The 15630-nt window shown below is 56.5% G+C and carries 11 protein-coding genes; 3 read left to right on the top strand and 8 right to left on the bottom strand.

The features are described 5' to 3' along the window. Positions 1-46: 46 nt before the first annotated feature. The gene (locus ACTRW9_RS09180; protein ID WP_442429106.1) at positions 47-6016 is read left to right on the top strand and encodes an MG2 domain-containing protein; all 5970 of its coding nucleotides are present in this window, start codon (positions 47-49) and stop codon (positions 6014-6016) included. A gap of 139 nt (positions 6017-6155) precedes the next feature. Here the strand turns inward: ACTRW9_RS09180 and ACTRW9_RS09185 are convergent, their stop codons facing one another. The 7 genes from ACTRW9_RS09185 to ACTRW9_RS09215 form a co-directional block, all read right to left on the bottom strand. Then, positions 6156-6914 carry a hypothetical protein gene (locus ACTRW9_RS09185; protein WP_442429107.1) on the bottom strand — a complete coding sequence of 253 codons (759 nt, stop codon included), beginning with the start codon at positions 6912-6914 and terminating at the stop codon, positions 6156-6158. A 155-nt stretch (positions 6915-7069) separates the two neighbouring features. Then, positions 7070-7351, bottom strand: coding sequence for a 4Fe-4S dicluster-binding protein (locus ACTRW9_RS09190; RefSeq protein ID WP_005011279.1), 282 nt, complete (start codon positions 7349-7351; stop codon positions 7070-7072). A gap of 49 nt (positions 7352-7400) precedes the next feature. Then, positions 7401-8144 (bottom strand): 2-oxoacid:acceptor oxidoreductase family protein, encoded by a 744-nt coding sequence (locus ACTRW9_RS09195; RefSeq protein WP_442429108.1) that lies wholly within the window; start codon positions 8142-8144, stop codon positions 7401-7403. 30 nt (positions 8145-8174) lie between these two features. Next, a complete protein-coding gene (locus ACTRW9_RS09200; protein WP_005011284.1) occupies positions 8175-9077 on the bottom strand; it encodes a thiamine pyrophosphate-dependent enzyme in 903 nt (300 codons plus the stop codon). Positions 9078-9151: 74 nt separating this feature from the next. Continuing rightward, a complete protein-coding gene (locus tag ACTRW9_RS09205) occupies positions 9152-10405 on the bottom strand; it encodes a transketolase C-terminal domain-containing protein (RefSeq protein ID WP_442425946.1) in 1254 nt (417 codons plus the stop codon). Positions 10406-10479: 74 nt separating this feature from the next. Continuing rightward, positions 10480-11121 carry a carbon monoxide dehydrogenase beta subunit family protein gene (locus ACTRW9_RS09210; protein WP_442425947.1) on the bottom strand — a complete coding sequence of 214 codons (642 nt, stop codon included), beginning with the start codon at positions 11119-11121 and terminating at the stop codon, positions 10480-10482. Positions 11122-11570: 449 nt separating this feature from the next. Next, positions 11571-12071, bottom strand: coding sequence for a ferritin family protein (locus tag ACTRW9_RS09215; RefSeq protein WP_442425948.1), 501 nt, complete (start codon positions 12069-12071; stop codon positions 11571-11573). Positions 12072-12236: 165 nt separating this feature from the next. On the opposite strand from ACTRW9_RS09215, the gene rnhA reads away from it, so the two are divergent. Next, a complete protein-coding gene (gene rnhA, locus ACTRW9_RS09220; RefSeq protein WP_442425949.1) occupies positions 12237-12677 on the top strand; it encodes a ribonuclease HI in 441 nt (146 codons plus the stop codon). A 294-nt stretch (positions 12678-12971) separates the two neighbouring features. Continuing rightward, entirely contained in the window at positions 12972-14234 is a 1263-nt protein-coding gene (gene mltA, locus ACTRW9_RS09225) for a murein transglycosylase A (RefSeq protein WP_442429109.1), read from the top strand. Positions 14235-14267: 33 nt separating this feature from the next. On the opposite strand, the gene ACTRW9_RS09230 is transcribed toward mltA, so the two are convergent. Continuing rightward, complete coding sequence (locus ACTRW9_RS09230; RefSeq protein ID WP_442425951.1) at positions 14268-15377, bottom strand: hypothetical protein; 1110 nt, start codon at positions 15375-15377, stop codon at positions 14268-14270. Positions 15378-15630 lie beyond the last annotated feature (253 nt).

The following is a 15630-nucleotide window of genomic DNA, read 5'->3' on the forward strand; positions in this document are numbered from 1 at the left end:
GTCTGCGGCCTCTGCAAGAGGACGGCTTCATATAAGGAGAGACGGTATGCCAACCCCATCCCGGTCCATCAAAAATGTTTTCTGGTGCGCGCTTGCCCTGCTGGTCCTGCTGATTCCTTCCACCCCTTCCTATTCCGATTCCTCGCAGGACGTATTCGAGCAACTCAAGGCGGAAGCGGAACTGCTGTACGAGCGCGGCTCGTATTCCCGTGCGCACAAGGTGTATCTTGATGTGGCCGGCCTGGTTTTGAATGAGGATGACACGCGCTGGGTGCAGTTCCGTCTCGCGGACACGTTGTGGCGGGCGCAGTCGGCCTCCAGCAACCCGGACACCACCACGGTGGACAAGGCCCGGTTTCAACTGGAGAAAATGGTGCGCGACGTCAAACACCCGGAGTTCCGCGACCGTATCTGGGCAGAGGTGCACGAGTCGCTCGGCGATTTCTGGTGGTCGCGCACGCAGGGCCGCAACTGGGGCAGTGGATGGCGGTATTACCAGAACGCGCTCGACTGGTGGGCGGGGGCGCGCGATGTGGAACTGGCGCGTGATCGCTACCTCAACATGATCTGGAAAATCACACAACCGTCGTGGGTCCCCCAAAATTACTACTACGGTTACTACGGCATGAACGTACCGATCCAGTTCCTGGACAACGCGCGCAAGATCGCAAAGAAAGACGCGGACCGGCACCAGACGCAATACCTCTATGCCATGGCGTTGCGCAACCGCGGCAACCACTGGCAACAGCAGAAAATTCCTGAAGCGTTTGAAGAAGCATTGAAAGCCGGGCGCGCTTCCGAGTGGCACGACGATGCGCTTTATCATTACGCCCAGTGGCTGGCGGGGTCCGGCGAGGTCATCATCCTCGCCAACGGCCAGACCGTGCGCAAACAGAATTATAAAAAAGCCCTGGATTACTATTCGCAACTGCTTCGCGAGTTTGACAAAGGCGAGACGCGTTACTACGACGACGCAAAGCGGCAGATCGAGGCCATCACCCGGCCCGTCCTGAACATCGGGGTGCCCAGCATTTTCCTTCCCGGCACCACCCCGGAATTCACGCTCAACTGGCGCAACGTGTCCGATATCAAACTGGATCTGTACGCCATCGACCTCACCCGCGACGTGGACCTGACGGATGAAAGCAACCCTGCGCACTGGATGAACAGCGTCAACCTGCTCCTCAAAACCGCGACACAATCGTGGCGCGAGGATACGGAAGATCAGGGCGACCACATGCCCGGCGCGCGGCGCATCGAACTGAAAGAAAAGCTGCCGATGGGCGCCTACCTGCTCCGCGCCACGGGGGGCGGTGAAGAAGCGCGTGAACTCATCCTCGTCACCGACACGGCGCTGGTGACGCAAAACGCGAGCCGGCAGGCCCTGGGCTATTTCTGTGACAGCATGAGCGGCGCACCCATCGTTGGAGCCGAAGTGCGGTTTTTCGAACATTACTACGACGGCCGGAAATGGCGGTGGCGGGACGCGGAAGGAAAAACCAATGAAGACGGACTCGCCGTGTTCGAACTGGAAGAAGGCCGCTACAATTCCCAGTTCTTCATGGCGGCGACCCTGAAAGACCGGCAGGCGCTGGCAATGGGCTACAACCGCCATTACCGGAGCGACCAGCGGCCCTGGAAAATTTATGTCCATACCGACCGCCCGGCGTACCGCCCGGAAGAAACCGTGAAATGGAAACTGACCGCCCGTACCTACGACGGGGAGGTGTACCACACCCCCTACAAGGAAAAACTCAAATATACGGTTTACGATCCGCGCGGCACCAAAATGAAAGAAGATTCCGTGAAGCTGAATGCATTCGGAAGCGCGTGGGGTGAGCTGGAACTGCCCCAGACCCTGCCGCTGGGCGAGTACCGGATCGAGTTCCACACCACCGGCCGGAAAAGCCGCCGCATCGGGCAGGCGGCGATGTTTCGTCTGGAGGAGTACAAACTGCCGGAGTTCAAGGTTGCCGTAAAAAGTCCGGAGGAGAACGGCAAGCCCAAGGTGTTTTCGCTGGGGGATGAGGTGACGGTGGACATTGCCGCCGAGTACTATTTCGGCGGTCCTGTTGCCAACGCCAATGTGGAAGTCGTTGTGTACCAGAAGCCGTACTACCATGCCTGGCAGGAAGAGCGCACTTATCCCTGGTACTACGGTGACATGATCCAGAAACCGCAACGCTACTGGGGTTCCGGTCAGCAGGTCAAACGGGAAGTGATCAAGACCGACCAGGAAGGCAAGGCGAAACTCACGTTCGAAACCCAGCCTGGCGGGCAGGACCTCGAATTCCAGATCGAGGCGCGGGTGACCGACGCCTCCCGTCGCGAGGTGGTGGCCAAGGACACGGTGAAAGTGACGCGCCATCCGTATCTCGTCCAGTTGAAAGGCGAACACAACCTGTACCAACCGCAGGATAAAATCGGCGTTAACATCAAGTCGGTGGACGCCAACCAGCGGCCGCACACCGCTACGGGCACCATCACCGTCACCCGCGACTACTGGTTCGAAATCTGGATCGCTCCCGACGGACATGAGGTGGCGGGTGCGGAGTTGAAATCGGTGCGTGAAAAAACCGCCATCTTCCCTCCCCCGCCGGTTCCGGGTCAGCCTGGCTGGCAGTTGAAGTTCCGCGGTTACCAGCACGACGAAATCCTGAAACGCTCGGTCACCACCGACGCCGAAGGGGAAACGCTGTTCACCTTCACGCCGGAGCGGGAAGGTTATTACCGCTTCTCATGGTCGTCGCAGAAAGATCCGCAGAGCCTGCCCATCACCGCCGAAACCACGGTATGGGTGGCGGACAACAACACCACCGACCTCGGTTACCGCCACGGCGGGCTGGAGATCATCGTCGATAAAGACACGTTTCACGCCGGCGAGACCGCCCCGGTCATGCTGGTGTCGCACACGAGCGATCGCTACGTGCTGTTCAGCGTGTCCGCTGACGACCTGTACAGTTACCGCCTCGTTCACCTGACGGGCAATGTGAAGCTGGTGCAACTCGACATTGAAGAAAAACACGTTCCCAACCTGTTCCTGAACGGGCTCATGGTGAGCGACAACCAGATTCACCGGGACATAAAACAGGTGGTGGTGCCGCCGGTGAAGCAGTTCCTGAACGTGGAGGTGAAGCCGGATCGAGACCAGTACCGGCCACGTGAGGAAGGCACCCTCACTGTCACCACACTCGACCACAAGGGCCGCCCGGTGGCCGCCGAAGTGGCACTGTCGCTGGTGGACGAGTCGGTGTTCTACATCCAGGAAGACCTTGCTCCGGATCCCCGCCAGTTTTTCTTCGGCAGTAAGCGGCCTAACCGGCTCAACATGACAAGCACGTTCCAGATGAAAGCCTACCGCGACCGCAAACGCGAAGACCAGTTGCAGAGGAACGAACTGGAACGGCGCGCGTATGAACCGGGACGCTTTAAGGACAAGGGTTTCAACGACCAGCTTGGTGCGGCTTATAAAAAGTCGTCGCCCACAGAAGTGTTTCCCGGCGCGGTTATGGAAGAATCAGCACCGATGGCCATGGACATGGACCAAATGAAGTCCGAGGGGAAGGTCGGCAGCAAGGAACGGCTCCAAATGAATGAGGGGGATGGCCAGGAACAAGGAGCGGTGACCGTACGTTCGGATTTTCGCACCACGGTGTTCTGGCAACCCAACGTGCATACCGGAAAGGACGGCAAGGCGATGGTCAAGGTCACGTTTCCGGATTCGTTGACCGAGTGGCGCGCCACGGCACGCGTGGTGGACCGGAGCAACCGCTTCGGCATCGCCAAAGGGCACACCCGCACGCAGAATCCCCTCATCGTTCGCCTGCAGGCACCGCGTTTCTTTGTAGCCGGCGATGAGGTCGTTCTATCCGCCATCATCAACAACAACACCGATGCGCCGATGGATGTCGCACCCGGCATTCAAGCTGCGGGCGGCGTGCGCCTGGTCAAGCGCCTCACGCATACGACAACAGATAAAACCCGGTTGAACCTGGTTTCCGTTCCCGCACGCGGTGAGGTGCGCGTGGACTGGCTGGGGGTGGTGGAAAAGCCGGGGGACGTTAAAATTCAGGTGCTGGCGCGCACGCCGAAACTGAGCGACGCCATGGAAAAACGGTTCGTAGTGCACGAACACGGCATCGAAAAATTCCTCGCCAAATCCGGAAAAGTACGCGGTGAGGCGGTTTCGATCCGGCTCGACATCCCGGCGGAACGCAAACTCGATTCCACTCAACTGACCGTGCAGGTGAGCCCCAGCATCGCCGTGACCCTGCTCGATTCCCTGCCCTATCTCATCGATTTTCCATACGGTTGTACCGAGCAGACCCTGAGCCGGTTTCTGCCGACGGTGATCGTCGGGAAAACCCTGCGCGACCTGGGTGTGGATGAGGAGGATGTGATGGACCGCGTTTTCGGCGGCATCGATGCCCAGCACACCGGGAAGACGCACCCCAAGGGCAAACAGAACCTGAAAAAGCTGAAAGCCATGGTGCAGGCCGGCCTCGACCGGCTTTACGACTTCCAACATTCCGACGGCGGCTGGAGCTGGTGGAAAAAAGGCGACAGCGATCCGTTCATGTCGGCGTACGTTCTGTGGGGACTGGGACTGGCTCGCGAGGCTGGCGTGGAGGTACGGCGGGACGTGCTGGAACGCGCTTACCGCTACCTCAACCGGGCTCTCGTGGAAGCCGAAGCGCAATACGACATGCAGGCGTTCCTGCTCCATGCGGCAACGCACCACGGTCATAAAGAAAAGGACCGTGCAAACAAGTTCCAGATGAAGGCCTACGCCAATCTGTGGAAACACAAGGACCGTTTGAACGCTTACGGCCGTGCCCTGCTGGCCCTCTCCGCGCATTACCTGGACCGCAGGGAAGACGCCCGGACCCTGATTGAGAACCTGGAGAACGGCGTGCAGGTCGACAACCGGCCGGATCAATCCATTCTTCATCATGGGACAGGGGGTAACAAGGAGACCGTCATGGCGACAGCTCACTGGGGCGAAGACGGCATTTATTACCGGTGGTCTGATGGCGGCGTGGAGGCCACAGCGTTCGCCCTGCGGGCACTTCTGACCATCGCTCCCAAGCACGAGTTGATCGAGCCCGCCATGAACTGGCTGGTGAAAAACCGGCGCGGAGCCCACTGGAGCAACACCCGCAACACCGCCATCGCCGTACTCGCGCTCAACGACTACCTGAAAACCTCCGGCGAACTTGCGGGCGGCCAGGAATATGAATTGATCGTGAACGGCACATCCATCGCAAAAACCGAAGTGGAGGACGTGTTGCAGGCCCCCGGAAGGTATGACATCGATCCCGCTCTCATCCGCGACGGGGCCAACGAAATTCGAATTCAACGAAGCGGCGAGGGTCCTTTGTATTTCGCGGCACACGCGGAGTTTTTCAGCCTGGAAGAACCTGTCACTCCCGCGGGCAATGAAATCTTCGTCAAACGCCAGTACTACAAGCTGGTAGGACGGCCCAGCCTGTTGAAAGGCTACGTCTACGACAAGCAACCGCTCAACGACGGGGAACAGGTTACAAGTGGCGACCGCATTGAAACCGTACTCACCATCGAAGCCAAAAACCATTACGAATACCTGGTGTTTGAAGATCTCAAACCTGCGGGCTTCGAAGCGGTGGAGGTTAAAAGTGGCGGCGACCTTTATGCGCGCGAACTTAAATGGTCCGCCATCCTCAAAAAATTCGGCAGTCAGGCCGAACCTGTGGCCGGCAAGACCCCCCAGTTGAAGCACGTGGTGCTGCCTCCGTACCTGCCGTCCAGTGATTACACCGGCCGCTCGCGTTGGGTGTACCAGGAACTGCGCGACAGGAAGGTGGCCATATTCGTGGATAAACTGCCGCAGGGCGTGTGGGAAATCCGCTACACGCTGCGCGCGGAAATTCCGGGGCATTTTCACGCTTTGCCGGTGATGGGGCATGCCATGTACATTCCGGAAATCCGTGCCAACGGATCCGAGGTGCGGGTGCGCGTGGTGGACCGGAACGAGTGAGGAAACGAGAGCATAAAAAAACCACCCCGGGTCAGGGGAGCCCGGGGTGGTTCTGAAAAACTGCTGAACAGGACGGGAACCGCCCTTTCAAAAATTTAGATTACAGACGCAACGAAATCGATTCAAAAAACTTATTCCTTTAAAATCCCCCGGCGATCTTTTTGATGAAGGTCTGGATTTCCTTTCGCAGGGGACCGTCCAGATTTTTCTCTTCCCGCGTCAGCGTGGTCAGGATATTGGTTCCGAACGCAGCCTCCATTCCCGCGGCCATGCTGACGAGGATGCGGGTTCCGTATTTTTCCATGAGTGCGTGCTCTTCCGCCGCGCGGAACGCCATTTCCGGTCCCACCAGGATGGCCCAGGTTTTGATGACGGCGACATCTTTGGCTTCCCGGATTTGCAGGTTTTCCAACTCTTCCATATACGTTCCAGGATCAATCTGGCCAGACTCGAAACTGTCGATCAGCTGTTGCATGGACATGTCCTCCGTGTCGAGCCTGTTGAGGATGTGCTCAAACAGGCGGCCTTCCATATCCTTCAGTTTTTTCAGGTTCCAGATGTAATAGTACTCGCCGGGCCGGTTATCTTCTCCGCGGATTTCGCGTTTTATTTTTTTCAGGCATTCGGGGCACCGTTTCCCCGCGTCATAGCTGAACGGCTGGCCGCAGGGACAGTCGGAAAGGTAAGTCTGCACAGCAAGCGCCAGGGCCTCGCCTTCGATTTTCAATACCTCCTTTATGGCCACACGCACGAAATCATTGCGTGCGATCTGGATGCCTTTCACACAGGAAGAACAGTGGACCCTGTAGGCACCCTCGTTTTCTGCGGGTTCAAAAACAGGCTCATACGTGGCTTTGCACAAGGTGCAGGTCACTTGCTTGGAAACATTTTCGTCCATAGGTACACCCTAGTGATAACGCCTGGTGGGGCGGTTGAATACGGTTTGCGGGAGGGCCTGCATTCCATCCTTGGCTGTGCGCCGGGTTTCCGTTTTTGAAAAAAAAATAACCCATGGCCGGATACGACCATGGGTTATTGAAACCTTTAAGGAAGTTACCCGGCGTAAGCCTGGCCCAATCCAGCGGTTTGTCCTTCCTCTGCTTCGAGGATGATCTTACCGGTCTTCGAATCAACCGGGTGCATGCTGATGGCATTATGAGTGCTGCACACCACCTTGCACAGATCACACCCTTTACAGCGATGGGTGATGACCTCAGCTTTCATTTTCTCGGTGTTGAGTTTGATGCAGTCCGCTTCGGGGCAGTACATGATGCACAGCCTGCACCCTTTTTCCGCGATACATTTATCATCATGAACATAAGCTACGTTATACACGCTGAATGGCTCCTTCCGGTATCTTGAAGATTATAAATCCAAAAAAGCCTTAGGAAGCCGCTGCGGCCCCAACTGCCTCGAATTCACCGGGGGCGTAAAACGAAGGCGAATAATTGGACGTTTTCACCCACTCCGACGCAATCTCGTAAGACTTTTTAATCGTATCGTTGTTTTTCTGGAGCAATTGCTCCTTCTTAGCATACTTCTTTTTAATGGCTTCGTCCAGCGTGGCGGTACCACCGGAAGCGACGTACCGTTTGCCGAACCGGTCCTGCAGGGCAGCTTCCAGCGCCGGCAGATCCACCACTTTGGTGATACCGGCACAGGCGCCGATCATCGCCATGTTGGTGGAAAGTTCGGTGCCACCGACATCCAGTGCCATGTGCGTGGCATCGTGGTTCAAGACCGAAACGTTGAGGTCCTCCAAGCGTTTGTGATCTTCATCGGTAAGCAGGTCCACGTTGGTATTGATGATGATCAAGCCATTCTCCTTGATTCCGGAATAAAACGGAGCCGTATAGCTCTTCTGCATGGTGATAACCTGCGGATGGAACACCATAATGACTTCCGGGAAAACCAGTTCCCCCCGGTCATAAATTTTAACCGGACCGATGCGCACATAGCTTTCGGCCGGCGCCATCCGCTTTTCCGCGCCGAAGAACGGGTTGGAGATGGAGTATTTTCCCATCTTGTTCGCGGCCATGGCCAACAGGTGAGCGGCAGTAACCGCCCCCTGACCACCCAAGCCGGAGATCCGGATATTCATCCGTTTCATTATTTGCTCTTCACTCATGACGTCTCCTTTTAGTCACCTTTGACACCGTTACTTCGCGGCGGCTTGGGCCTTCGCGGCCTTCTTTTCCTCTTTTTCCCTGGCGTCCAACTCCTTCAGGAAAGCCTTGACCTCATCCGTCATGAATTCCTTCATCACGAAACGGCCTCCAATGGATTCGGCGTCCTTCATTTCATCCAGACCTTCCATGCTCTGTTTGCCGATCTCAAGAATGCACGGCGTGTAGAGCTGAACGTAGGTCGGACCGAACTCACGGGAAACGTGAATGGCGTTGCGGATGGCTTTCTCAACGCGATTCGGCTTGGATACTGTCAGGCAAGCCACGTAGTGACAACCGGATTCAAAAGCGATTTCCGGCAGGCGGACTTTTTCAAACCCCTTGCCGACCGGAGCCATTTTGGCAACGAAGCCCTTCTGCATGAGGCCGCTTTCCTGTCCACCCGTGTTGGCGTACAGTTCGTTGTCGAAACAGATGGTCGTGAATTTTTCCTGACGGAACCAGGACTGCATGGTCATATCAAGACCGATGTCAACCGTCGCGCCGTCACCAGCGAGAACGATAACATCCTTGATCCGGTCCGGGTAGCGAACCTTGAGAGCCCGCTGCAGGCCGGAAGCGATTGCATTCTGGTTGCCGAACAGCGAATGGATGTTATGAACCGCGATGTGCGGGAACACCAGGCTGGTGCAACCGGTGGAACCGACGAACACGGAGTCTTCCGGGTTCGGGATACTGGACAGGATGAACCGGAAAGCGATGGATTCCGGACAACCCGCGCACAGCGAGTGCTCCTCGATCAGTTCTTTGCTGGTACCGATGTCCTTCCAGCCCCGCTGGGTATTGCCGTATGTGGCATTTTCCACCATGTCGTGGTACTCCTGCGGCATGATGTCAGCCAAGTCTTCACTCAACTGGATTCGTTCTTTACTCATAAATGATTCACCTCAGATATATGTGCAAAATGTATTTTAAAGTTTAAATAAGTTAACTTCACGTTTCCCTTCGACTAACTGCCGCGGGAGGACAGGTTATTGGCCTTGAGACCCAGATGCTTCATGATCTCTTCGACAATGACCTCCGAAGGCATCGTCATGCCGCCTGCAACGTGAGGACCGGCGTAGACACGCTCGTTGTTCGGAACGATCGCTTTGATCTCCCGCGCCAACCAACCAACGACATTGAATTCCGGCACGATGATGTGCTTGGCATTCGCCGTGGCTTCCCGAATTTCCTCATGCGGGAACGGCCGCAGGGTTTTGATCTTGACCAGACCCACCTTGATACCATGCTCTTCTTCGAGCAGGCGAATGGCTTCGCGGCCCTGCGAAACCGCTGTACCCGAGGAAACAATCAGAATTTCGCGATCGAGGTTTTCGGTTTCGATCAAGGAGCCTCCCATCAGCGCCTTGGTGTGTTTGCGGGACCGTTCCACGGCGGCGTGGATTTCCAGCTGCCAGGAAGCGTGGGTCATGTAACTGATGTAATTCGATTTCATAACAAACGGGTCGCGCATCATGCGCACCGGCGGAACTTCCATGTCCATGCAGGTGACCGGAGAGCGATACGGATCGTATTTCGGGAGACACATGTCTTCGGACTGCAGCAGGACGGTGTCTTTTGTGTGAGTGACGAAGAAGCCGTCACAGCAAAGAGCCAGAGGCACATGCACGTCCGGCTGTTCGGACACCAGAAAGCCGCCCAGAATCCAGTCATAAAGATCCTGCGCCGTCTCTGCGTGCCAAACCAGCATGCCGGTTTCCAGCAGGTAGTAAATTTCCAGCGTGTCGGGCTGAATGCTGAGCGGGGAGTTGATGCCACGACAGGTCACGCAAACCTGGATGGGCAAACGGGAACCGGCCCACATGGGGAAGTTCTCCATCGCCCGCATGGTGCCCGGACCGGCGGTGGTGGTGAACACCCGCGCCCCGCCAAAGGCCGCGCCGGCGCATTCGCCCATAACCGCGAATTCGCTCTCACCCCGGAAATAATCCCCCAGGTAGCCTTCGGCGTACAATTCGCCAATCAGTGCCGCCGCTTCACTCTGAGGGGTGATCGGATAAGCCACCGAAATATCCAGGCTGGACCGTTTGATGGCTTCGCGAATAACTTCGGAACCGGTCAGAAACGATGGGGTGCGTTCCGCGTCAAAGAACATCTCGTTCGGGTCCGTAAAAACCTGACCCTTCTGGTTCTTGTGACCAAGCTCCACTGTTTCCGACAAAAGAATTCTTTTGCCCTGGGTTTCAACCTTTTTATTCATAAAATCACTCCCTCATTTTTTGAAAAAGAGCGCTTGTATAAAGCGGATTTACAAATTCAAAATTATATTCTTAATCAGGACCCTTCAACAAAGCGTCCCTTAACGCTTGTTCTGAACTGGGTGAAAGACTCAGCCTGGCTCTTCACACCTTCCTTCTTCAACCTCTCGATGGTATCAGTGAGGTTGTTAATCGTTTCCACGCCGATGTCCCGCAAAGACAGACACGCATCTTCATGGCCCGCCTGTGCGCAGTAAGCGATGGTATAGCAATCCGTACCCCCGCGAATGATCTTGAGAGCCAGATTCGCCTGATGGCAATGCACGCCAACGAATATGCAGACATCGATCCGGTTGTGCCAGATCGTAAGATTCGGATGGTTCGGGTTGATCTCGATCTCCGGGTCAATCTTTGGATACTTGGGGCGGTAGTCCGCCATCGGGATCAAACGCATCGGAGCCGTATCAGCCAGTCTGCGAAGCGCCTTGGCCTTTTTCGCAGCTTTTTCATTCCATTTCCACAACACCAGGGGGCCAGGAAAAATCGTCGGCACTTTCGCGCCCAATATTTTTCGAGCCGCGTATTCAACGGCTTCTTCTTCATCAACCAGTCGGCCCTCAATGTGCGCCTGCCCCGGGTCCGGCAAAACAATACCTCTGCTGGCCGCGGCGGGAGGCAAAAACGCCTCGGGACCAGGCAAAACCTGATATGGTTCCATCCGTGTAATCCTTTTATTTTAAAGGGTTATATAAACTCTGTCATTTCAGGAGGTTCAAATATAAACCACATTTGAAGAGGTTGTCAAACCTTTTCCCTTTTAAACACTTCGGGTTGATTGTATCCCGATTTGGCCCGTGCCCCAAAAAAATCTGGGAAAAAACTGGCCTGCCATTGCAAATTCCAACCCCAATCTTGACCAAAAGTAAAAGTTTTTGCGTGCAATCTGACGCCGGAGACCCCCACAAACAAGAAAACGGCTTTTAAATCAACTAATTAAAAAATTTTGGCGGGGCGGTTTGGGGGTTCGGGGTGCAGTCCTGTTGCGGGTTTTCCTTATTACAAACCCGTTACAAACATCATTCCTGCATACAGCCCTGCATCATTATGGTGGATCAGAGGATAAGGAAAGGGGCCAGTTTTCGCCCTTTCCCTCTGGAAGGCTTAAAATTACGGGAGTTGCGCCTTCAATGCCTGCAGTTGTTCAAGATGCTTTTTCTCTTCCACCACCAAATGGGAGAACACGGTGCGGACGTCGATCTTGGTCACCTGCTCAATCAGACCCTCCAGAATCTGAATGGAGTTTTTCTCCGACTGGATGCCAATTTCCAACGCTTCCGCATCGGTCCAGGACTGCGGTCGATCCTTGCCGCTTTCTGGAAACACCTTGCCCAGAATCTGCTGGCGGATGAATCGCTGGACTTCCGGTTTCTCCGGTGTACGCCGCTGAACCGCAGGTTGAAGAAAACGCGATTTCTCCTGCAGGGTGCGGGCGTGGTCCTTTTCCTGATCGGCCAGGTGCTCCAGCACCTGCCGTACGCGGTCGTCGTTCACGGTCCTCGCCGCCCGCTCGTAGTAAGCAATGCCTTCACGTTCCATTGCCATGCAAATCTGCACGGCATCGGAACATTGAAGGGTGGTCCTCAAATCATCTCCCAGGCTGGTCGTCATGAGTTCTCCCCCCATGTCATCAAAACACCTTACCTTATACTTTGAGAGACGGGGGCGCCTAAAAAGTTTTCAAATATTTTTCGGGCTCCCCAATTTATGCTATCATTTCCCCTGTTTTGTTTTTAAAATCAATCAATTATGGACAGGTTGCGGGGGAGGCCCGAAATGCAGAAAATTTTGATCTACACAGACGGTGCCTGCAAGGGCAACCCCGGCCCCGGGGGATACGGGGGTCTCATCTTCCAAAACGGGAAAAAGCTGGAATTCAAGGGCTCCGACCCCAGCACCACCAACAACATCATGGAAATGACCGCCGCCATCGTGGCTCTCAAAAAACTCAAGGAGCCGAGCGAAGTGGAACTCTATACCGACTCGGAGTACCTGGTTAAAGGCATGACGGAATGGATGCCCAACTGGGTGCGCCGCAACTGGACCACCAGCACCAAAAAACCGGTGAAAAACAAGGAACTCTGGCAGGAACTGCGGCGCCTGGCCGACACTCACAACATCACCTGGAAGTGGGTGCGCGGGCACGCGGGCCATCCGCAAAACGAACGCGCAGACCAGTTGGCCAACGAAGCCATCGTGGAGATGGCCCGCGGTTGATGGATTGACGCCATCTGCTATTGAGGGAAACGGATGCAAGGAAGGGCGACCTCAAAACGAGAGGGAAACGAAAACGGGTGGACGGTGCCGCCGGGCACGTTTGCCATCGTCTTCTTTTTGTTTTTCAGTTCGTGCGCCACACCGTCTCCTTATATGGCCGGCGATTCAACGTCCGTGGGATACCAGACAACACCCGCGCCCCATTCATCGGGTTCCACCTCCGTTCTTCCGCCCACCAGGCCGGATCAGGCAAAACACTCACTGCATCAAATCGAAGAGTCGCAAAAACAAAGCGTGGATGCCCTGCCCTACGCGGTGCATTACGAAGCGGATACGCTGGATGAAGCGGAACCGGAACCCATGGTGGCCCCCGATTCCCCGGTCCACAATAAAATCCGGGTTTTTACCGATAAAACCTTCGCGCCGCCGCCGAAAGTAGAAATCACCGACTCCGATGACTGGAACGAAGGTCTGCTAGCAGACGCGCCGCGTTTCTTCGACGACATGAGCCGCGGCACCCTGTTGCAGGCCATCGACCGCCAGTTGAACGCTTACCGTTTCGCCAACCTGGACGAACGCCTGCGCCTGGGTTCGCGCACGGTGACGAAGCGCGACCTGAAAGAAACGCTCATCGCCTTTCGCCGCCTGCTGGTGAGCGGCCTGTCACCGGAGGAGTTCAGCCGTGTGGTGGAAGAGCAGTTTGAAATCATCGAGGCGGGAAAAGGCCGCCGCGGTCGCAAGCGCATGCAGTTCACCGGCTACTACACACCCATCGTGGACGCCAGCCGGTACCCGAGTCGTGAATACTCGTATCCGCTGTACCGCAAACCGAAACAGGCGCCCACGCGCCGGGTGATCTGGACGCAGTCGGAAAGCAACCGCGATTACGGCTTTCACCTGAGCAGCGGCCAACGCAACCTCCTGCTGACGCGCAAGGAAATCGACGGGGACTTTGTCCTCCAAAACCGAAACCTGGAAATCGCATGGCTGAAGGATGACCTCGACCGCTACTTCCTGCACATACAGGGTTCCGGCTACCTGCGCTTTCCGGACGGCACGGTGCAGGCGGTCCGCTTCAACGGGTCCAACGAGCTTCCATACAAAAGCGTTGGCCGGCAGATGATCCGGGACGGCGTCATCACCGAAGGCGAGGGAAGCATGCAGGGCATCAAGGCCTACTTCCAGCGCAACCCGGAACACATCCCGCGTTACCTGTTCCAGAACCGCCGCTACATTTTCTTTGAGCTGGCGGACCAGGGCCCGACGGGATCGGTGGGGGTCGAGCTGGTGCCGGGACGCGCCCTGGCCACGGACAAGAGTCTGTACCCCGGCGGTGGCCTGGCGTTCATTTCCGCCACCAAACCGGTCCTCGATGAAAACCGCCGCATCATCGGCTGGAAACCCTTTTCCCGCTTCGTGCTGGACCAGGATACGGGAAGCGCCATCAAGGGACCCGGCCGCGCCGACCTCTACTTCGGAGTGGGAAAGGCCGCAGGCGTGGCGGCGGGACACTACAACCAGCACGGAAAAATCGTGTACCTGCTTCGCAAAAAATAATCTGAAAAAAGGAAAGCTGGCGGAAGGTCGCCGTCAGTTGGTGGGCAGGTTCTTGTTATACACCTTGACCTCAGGGTCCTTGCAGAAAATCTCGCCCAACTGTCCGCCGAACCCTTCATCGTCGGTGCCAACGCTCAACAGGCAATCGTCCGACAGGGCCGGACCCAGAGCCTCGATCTTGATGCCGCCGATCTTCACCTGGAACACCGGATCGGGATTCCAGTCCACGGGCAGGATGTGGCCCGGCGAGGCGTAGCCCGCCATGTACACGACCGAGGCGAACGGGCCGAAATCGCCTTCGTCATAAGCCGATGCGATCCACATGCGGCCCAGTTTGTCGATGTACAAATCCGAGATGTGGCGCACGTCGGTTTCACCCAGCGTCTCCCAGACCGGGGCGCGGATGCCGTATTCCAGCACCTTGAAGCGGTCGCCGCGCAGGAACCGGTGCTTCCTCAAATCCAGCGTGTTCCAGAACAGGCGGCTGCGGTGCTTGCCCTCCCCGCGGTCGCCCAGCACCACCTCGACGCGGTCCTCGGTTTCCTGAACGCAGCCCATGCCTTCAAAGTTGTACGGCGTCTCCTCATCCTCATCCTGTTTCGGCAGGGACGCCATGCCCAGTATTTTTATTTTCCATTTCTTGCCGCGCTGTTTCAGGCGGACATGAAAAATACGCCCATCCCGGCCTTTATAATTCGAGCTTTCCAGAAGCAGGAATTCCCCGGGATTCTGTGACAGGCCGCAAATGGCCTCCAGGTCGTTGGCCGGGCCGCCCAGCTTTCGCCACGTGCGGTCGCTCAGCTGGATCTCCTGGTAGGTGGAGGTTTTCCGGGCTTCATCGATGGACAGCACGCCGAACCGGGGACGAAACTGTTCCGCGGGGGAGTCCTTGGAATCGTGGATGAGGAAGAAATCGCCGTTGTCCAGCCGGGCCATGCCGGAGATGTCGATCTGCTCGACGTCCAGCCACTTCTTGAAAAACTTGTTCGCGCCGCCCAGCTCCAGCCCGACCTTGATGGCGGTGGGCTCGGGTTCATCCGGCTCCGTGTTGTAGGGAATCTGGAACAGTTTCCCGCCGCAGGCGCTCAACCACAACGCCGCGGAAAGGGCGAATCCCAGACGATATGTGTAGCGGAGGTCCATACTTCCAATGTAAGGAGTGAGGCAATATTTGTCTAGCACCCTGTTTGGTCAAATTTTGCCGACCCGCGCAACCGGGCCTTTGCCAACAAAGTCGAATCGATCCATCCGCACCCGTTTCCATTCACCGCCGGTCCCTCGGTAAGCAGAAAATGACAAACCCAAATGCAGGCAAAGATGAGTACAATGGATACCGGAATCGGCATGACCAAAAAGGCCTGCCGCAGGCCTCCCTCAAAGTTGAAATGGGGGCAGG

This window comes from Nitrospina sp. 32_T5, assembly GCF_052156635.1.
In the GTDB taxonomy this organism is placed as follows: domain Bacteria; phylum Nitrospinota; class Nitrospinia; order Nitrospinales; family Nitrospinaceae; genus Nitrospina.

Bases quoted from the DNA above. Each gene is read 5' to 3' on its own strand.
- ACTRW9_RS09195 (WP_442429108.1), bottom strand. From the start codon at position 8,144: ATGAGTGAAGAGCAAATAATGAAACGGATGAATATCCGGATCTCCGGC.
- ACTRW9_RS09230 (WP_442425951.1), bottom strand. From the start codon at position 15,377: ATGGACCTCCGCTACACATATCGTCTGGGATTCGCCCTTTCCGCGGCG.
- ACTRW9_RS09215 (WP_442425948.1), bottom strand. From the start codon at position 12,071: ATGACGACCAGCCTGGGAGATGATTTGAGGACCACCCTTCAATGTTCC.
- rnhA (WP_442425949.1), top strand. From the start codon at position 12,237: ATGCAGAAAATTTTGATCTACACAGACGGTGCCTGCAAGGGCAACCCC.
- ACTRW9_RS09200 (WP_005011284.1), bottom strand. From the start codon at position 9,077: ATGAGTAAAGAACGAATCCAGTTGAGTGAAGACTTGGCTGACATCATG.
- ACTRW9_RS09210 (WP_442425947.1), bottom strand. From the start codon at position 11,121: ATGGAACCATATCAGGTTTTGCCTGGTCCCGAGGCGTTTTTGCCTCCC.
- ACTRW9_RS09205 (WP_442425946.1), bottom strand. From the start codon at position 10,405: ATGAATAAAAAGGTTGAAACCCAGGGCAAAAGAATTCTTTTGTCGGAA.
- ACTRW9_RS09180 (WP_442429106.1), top strand. From the start codon at position 47: ATGCCAACCCCATCCCGGTCCATCAAAAATGTTTTCTGGTGCGCGCTT.
- ACTRW9_RS09185 (WP_442429107.1), bottom strand. From the start codon at position 6,914: ATGGACGAAAATGTTTCCAAGCAAGTGACCTGCACCTTGTGCAAAGCC.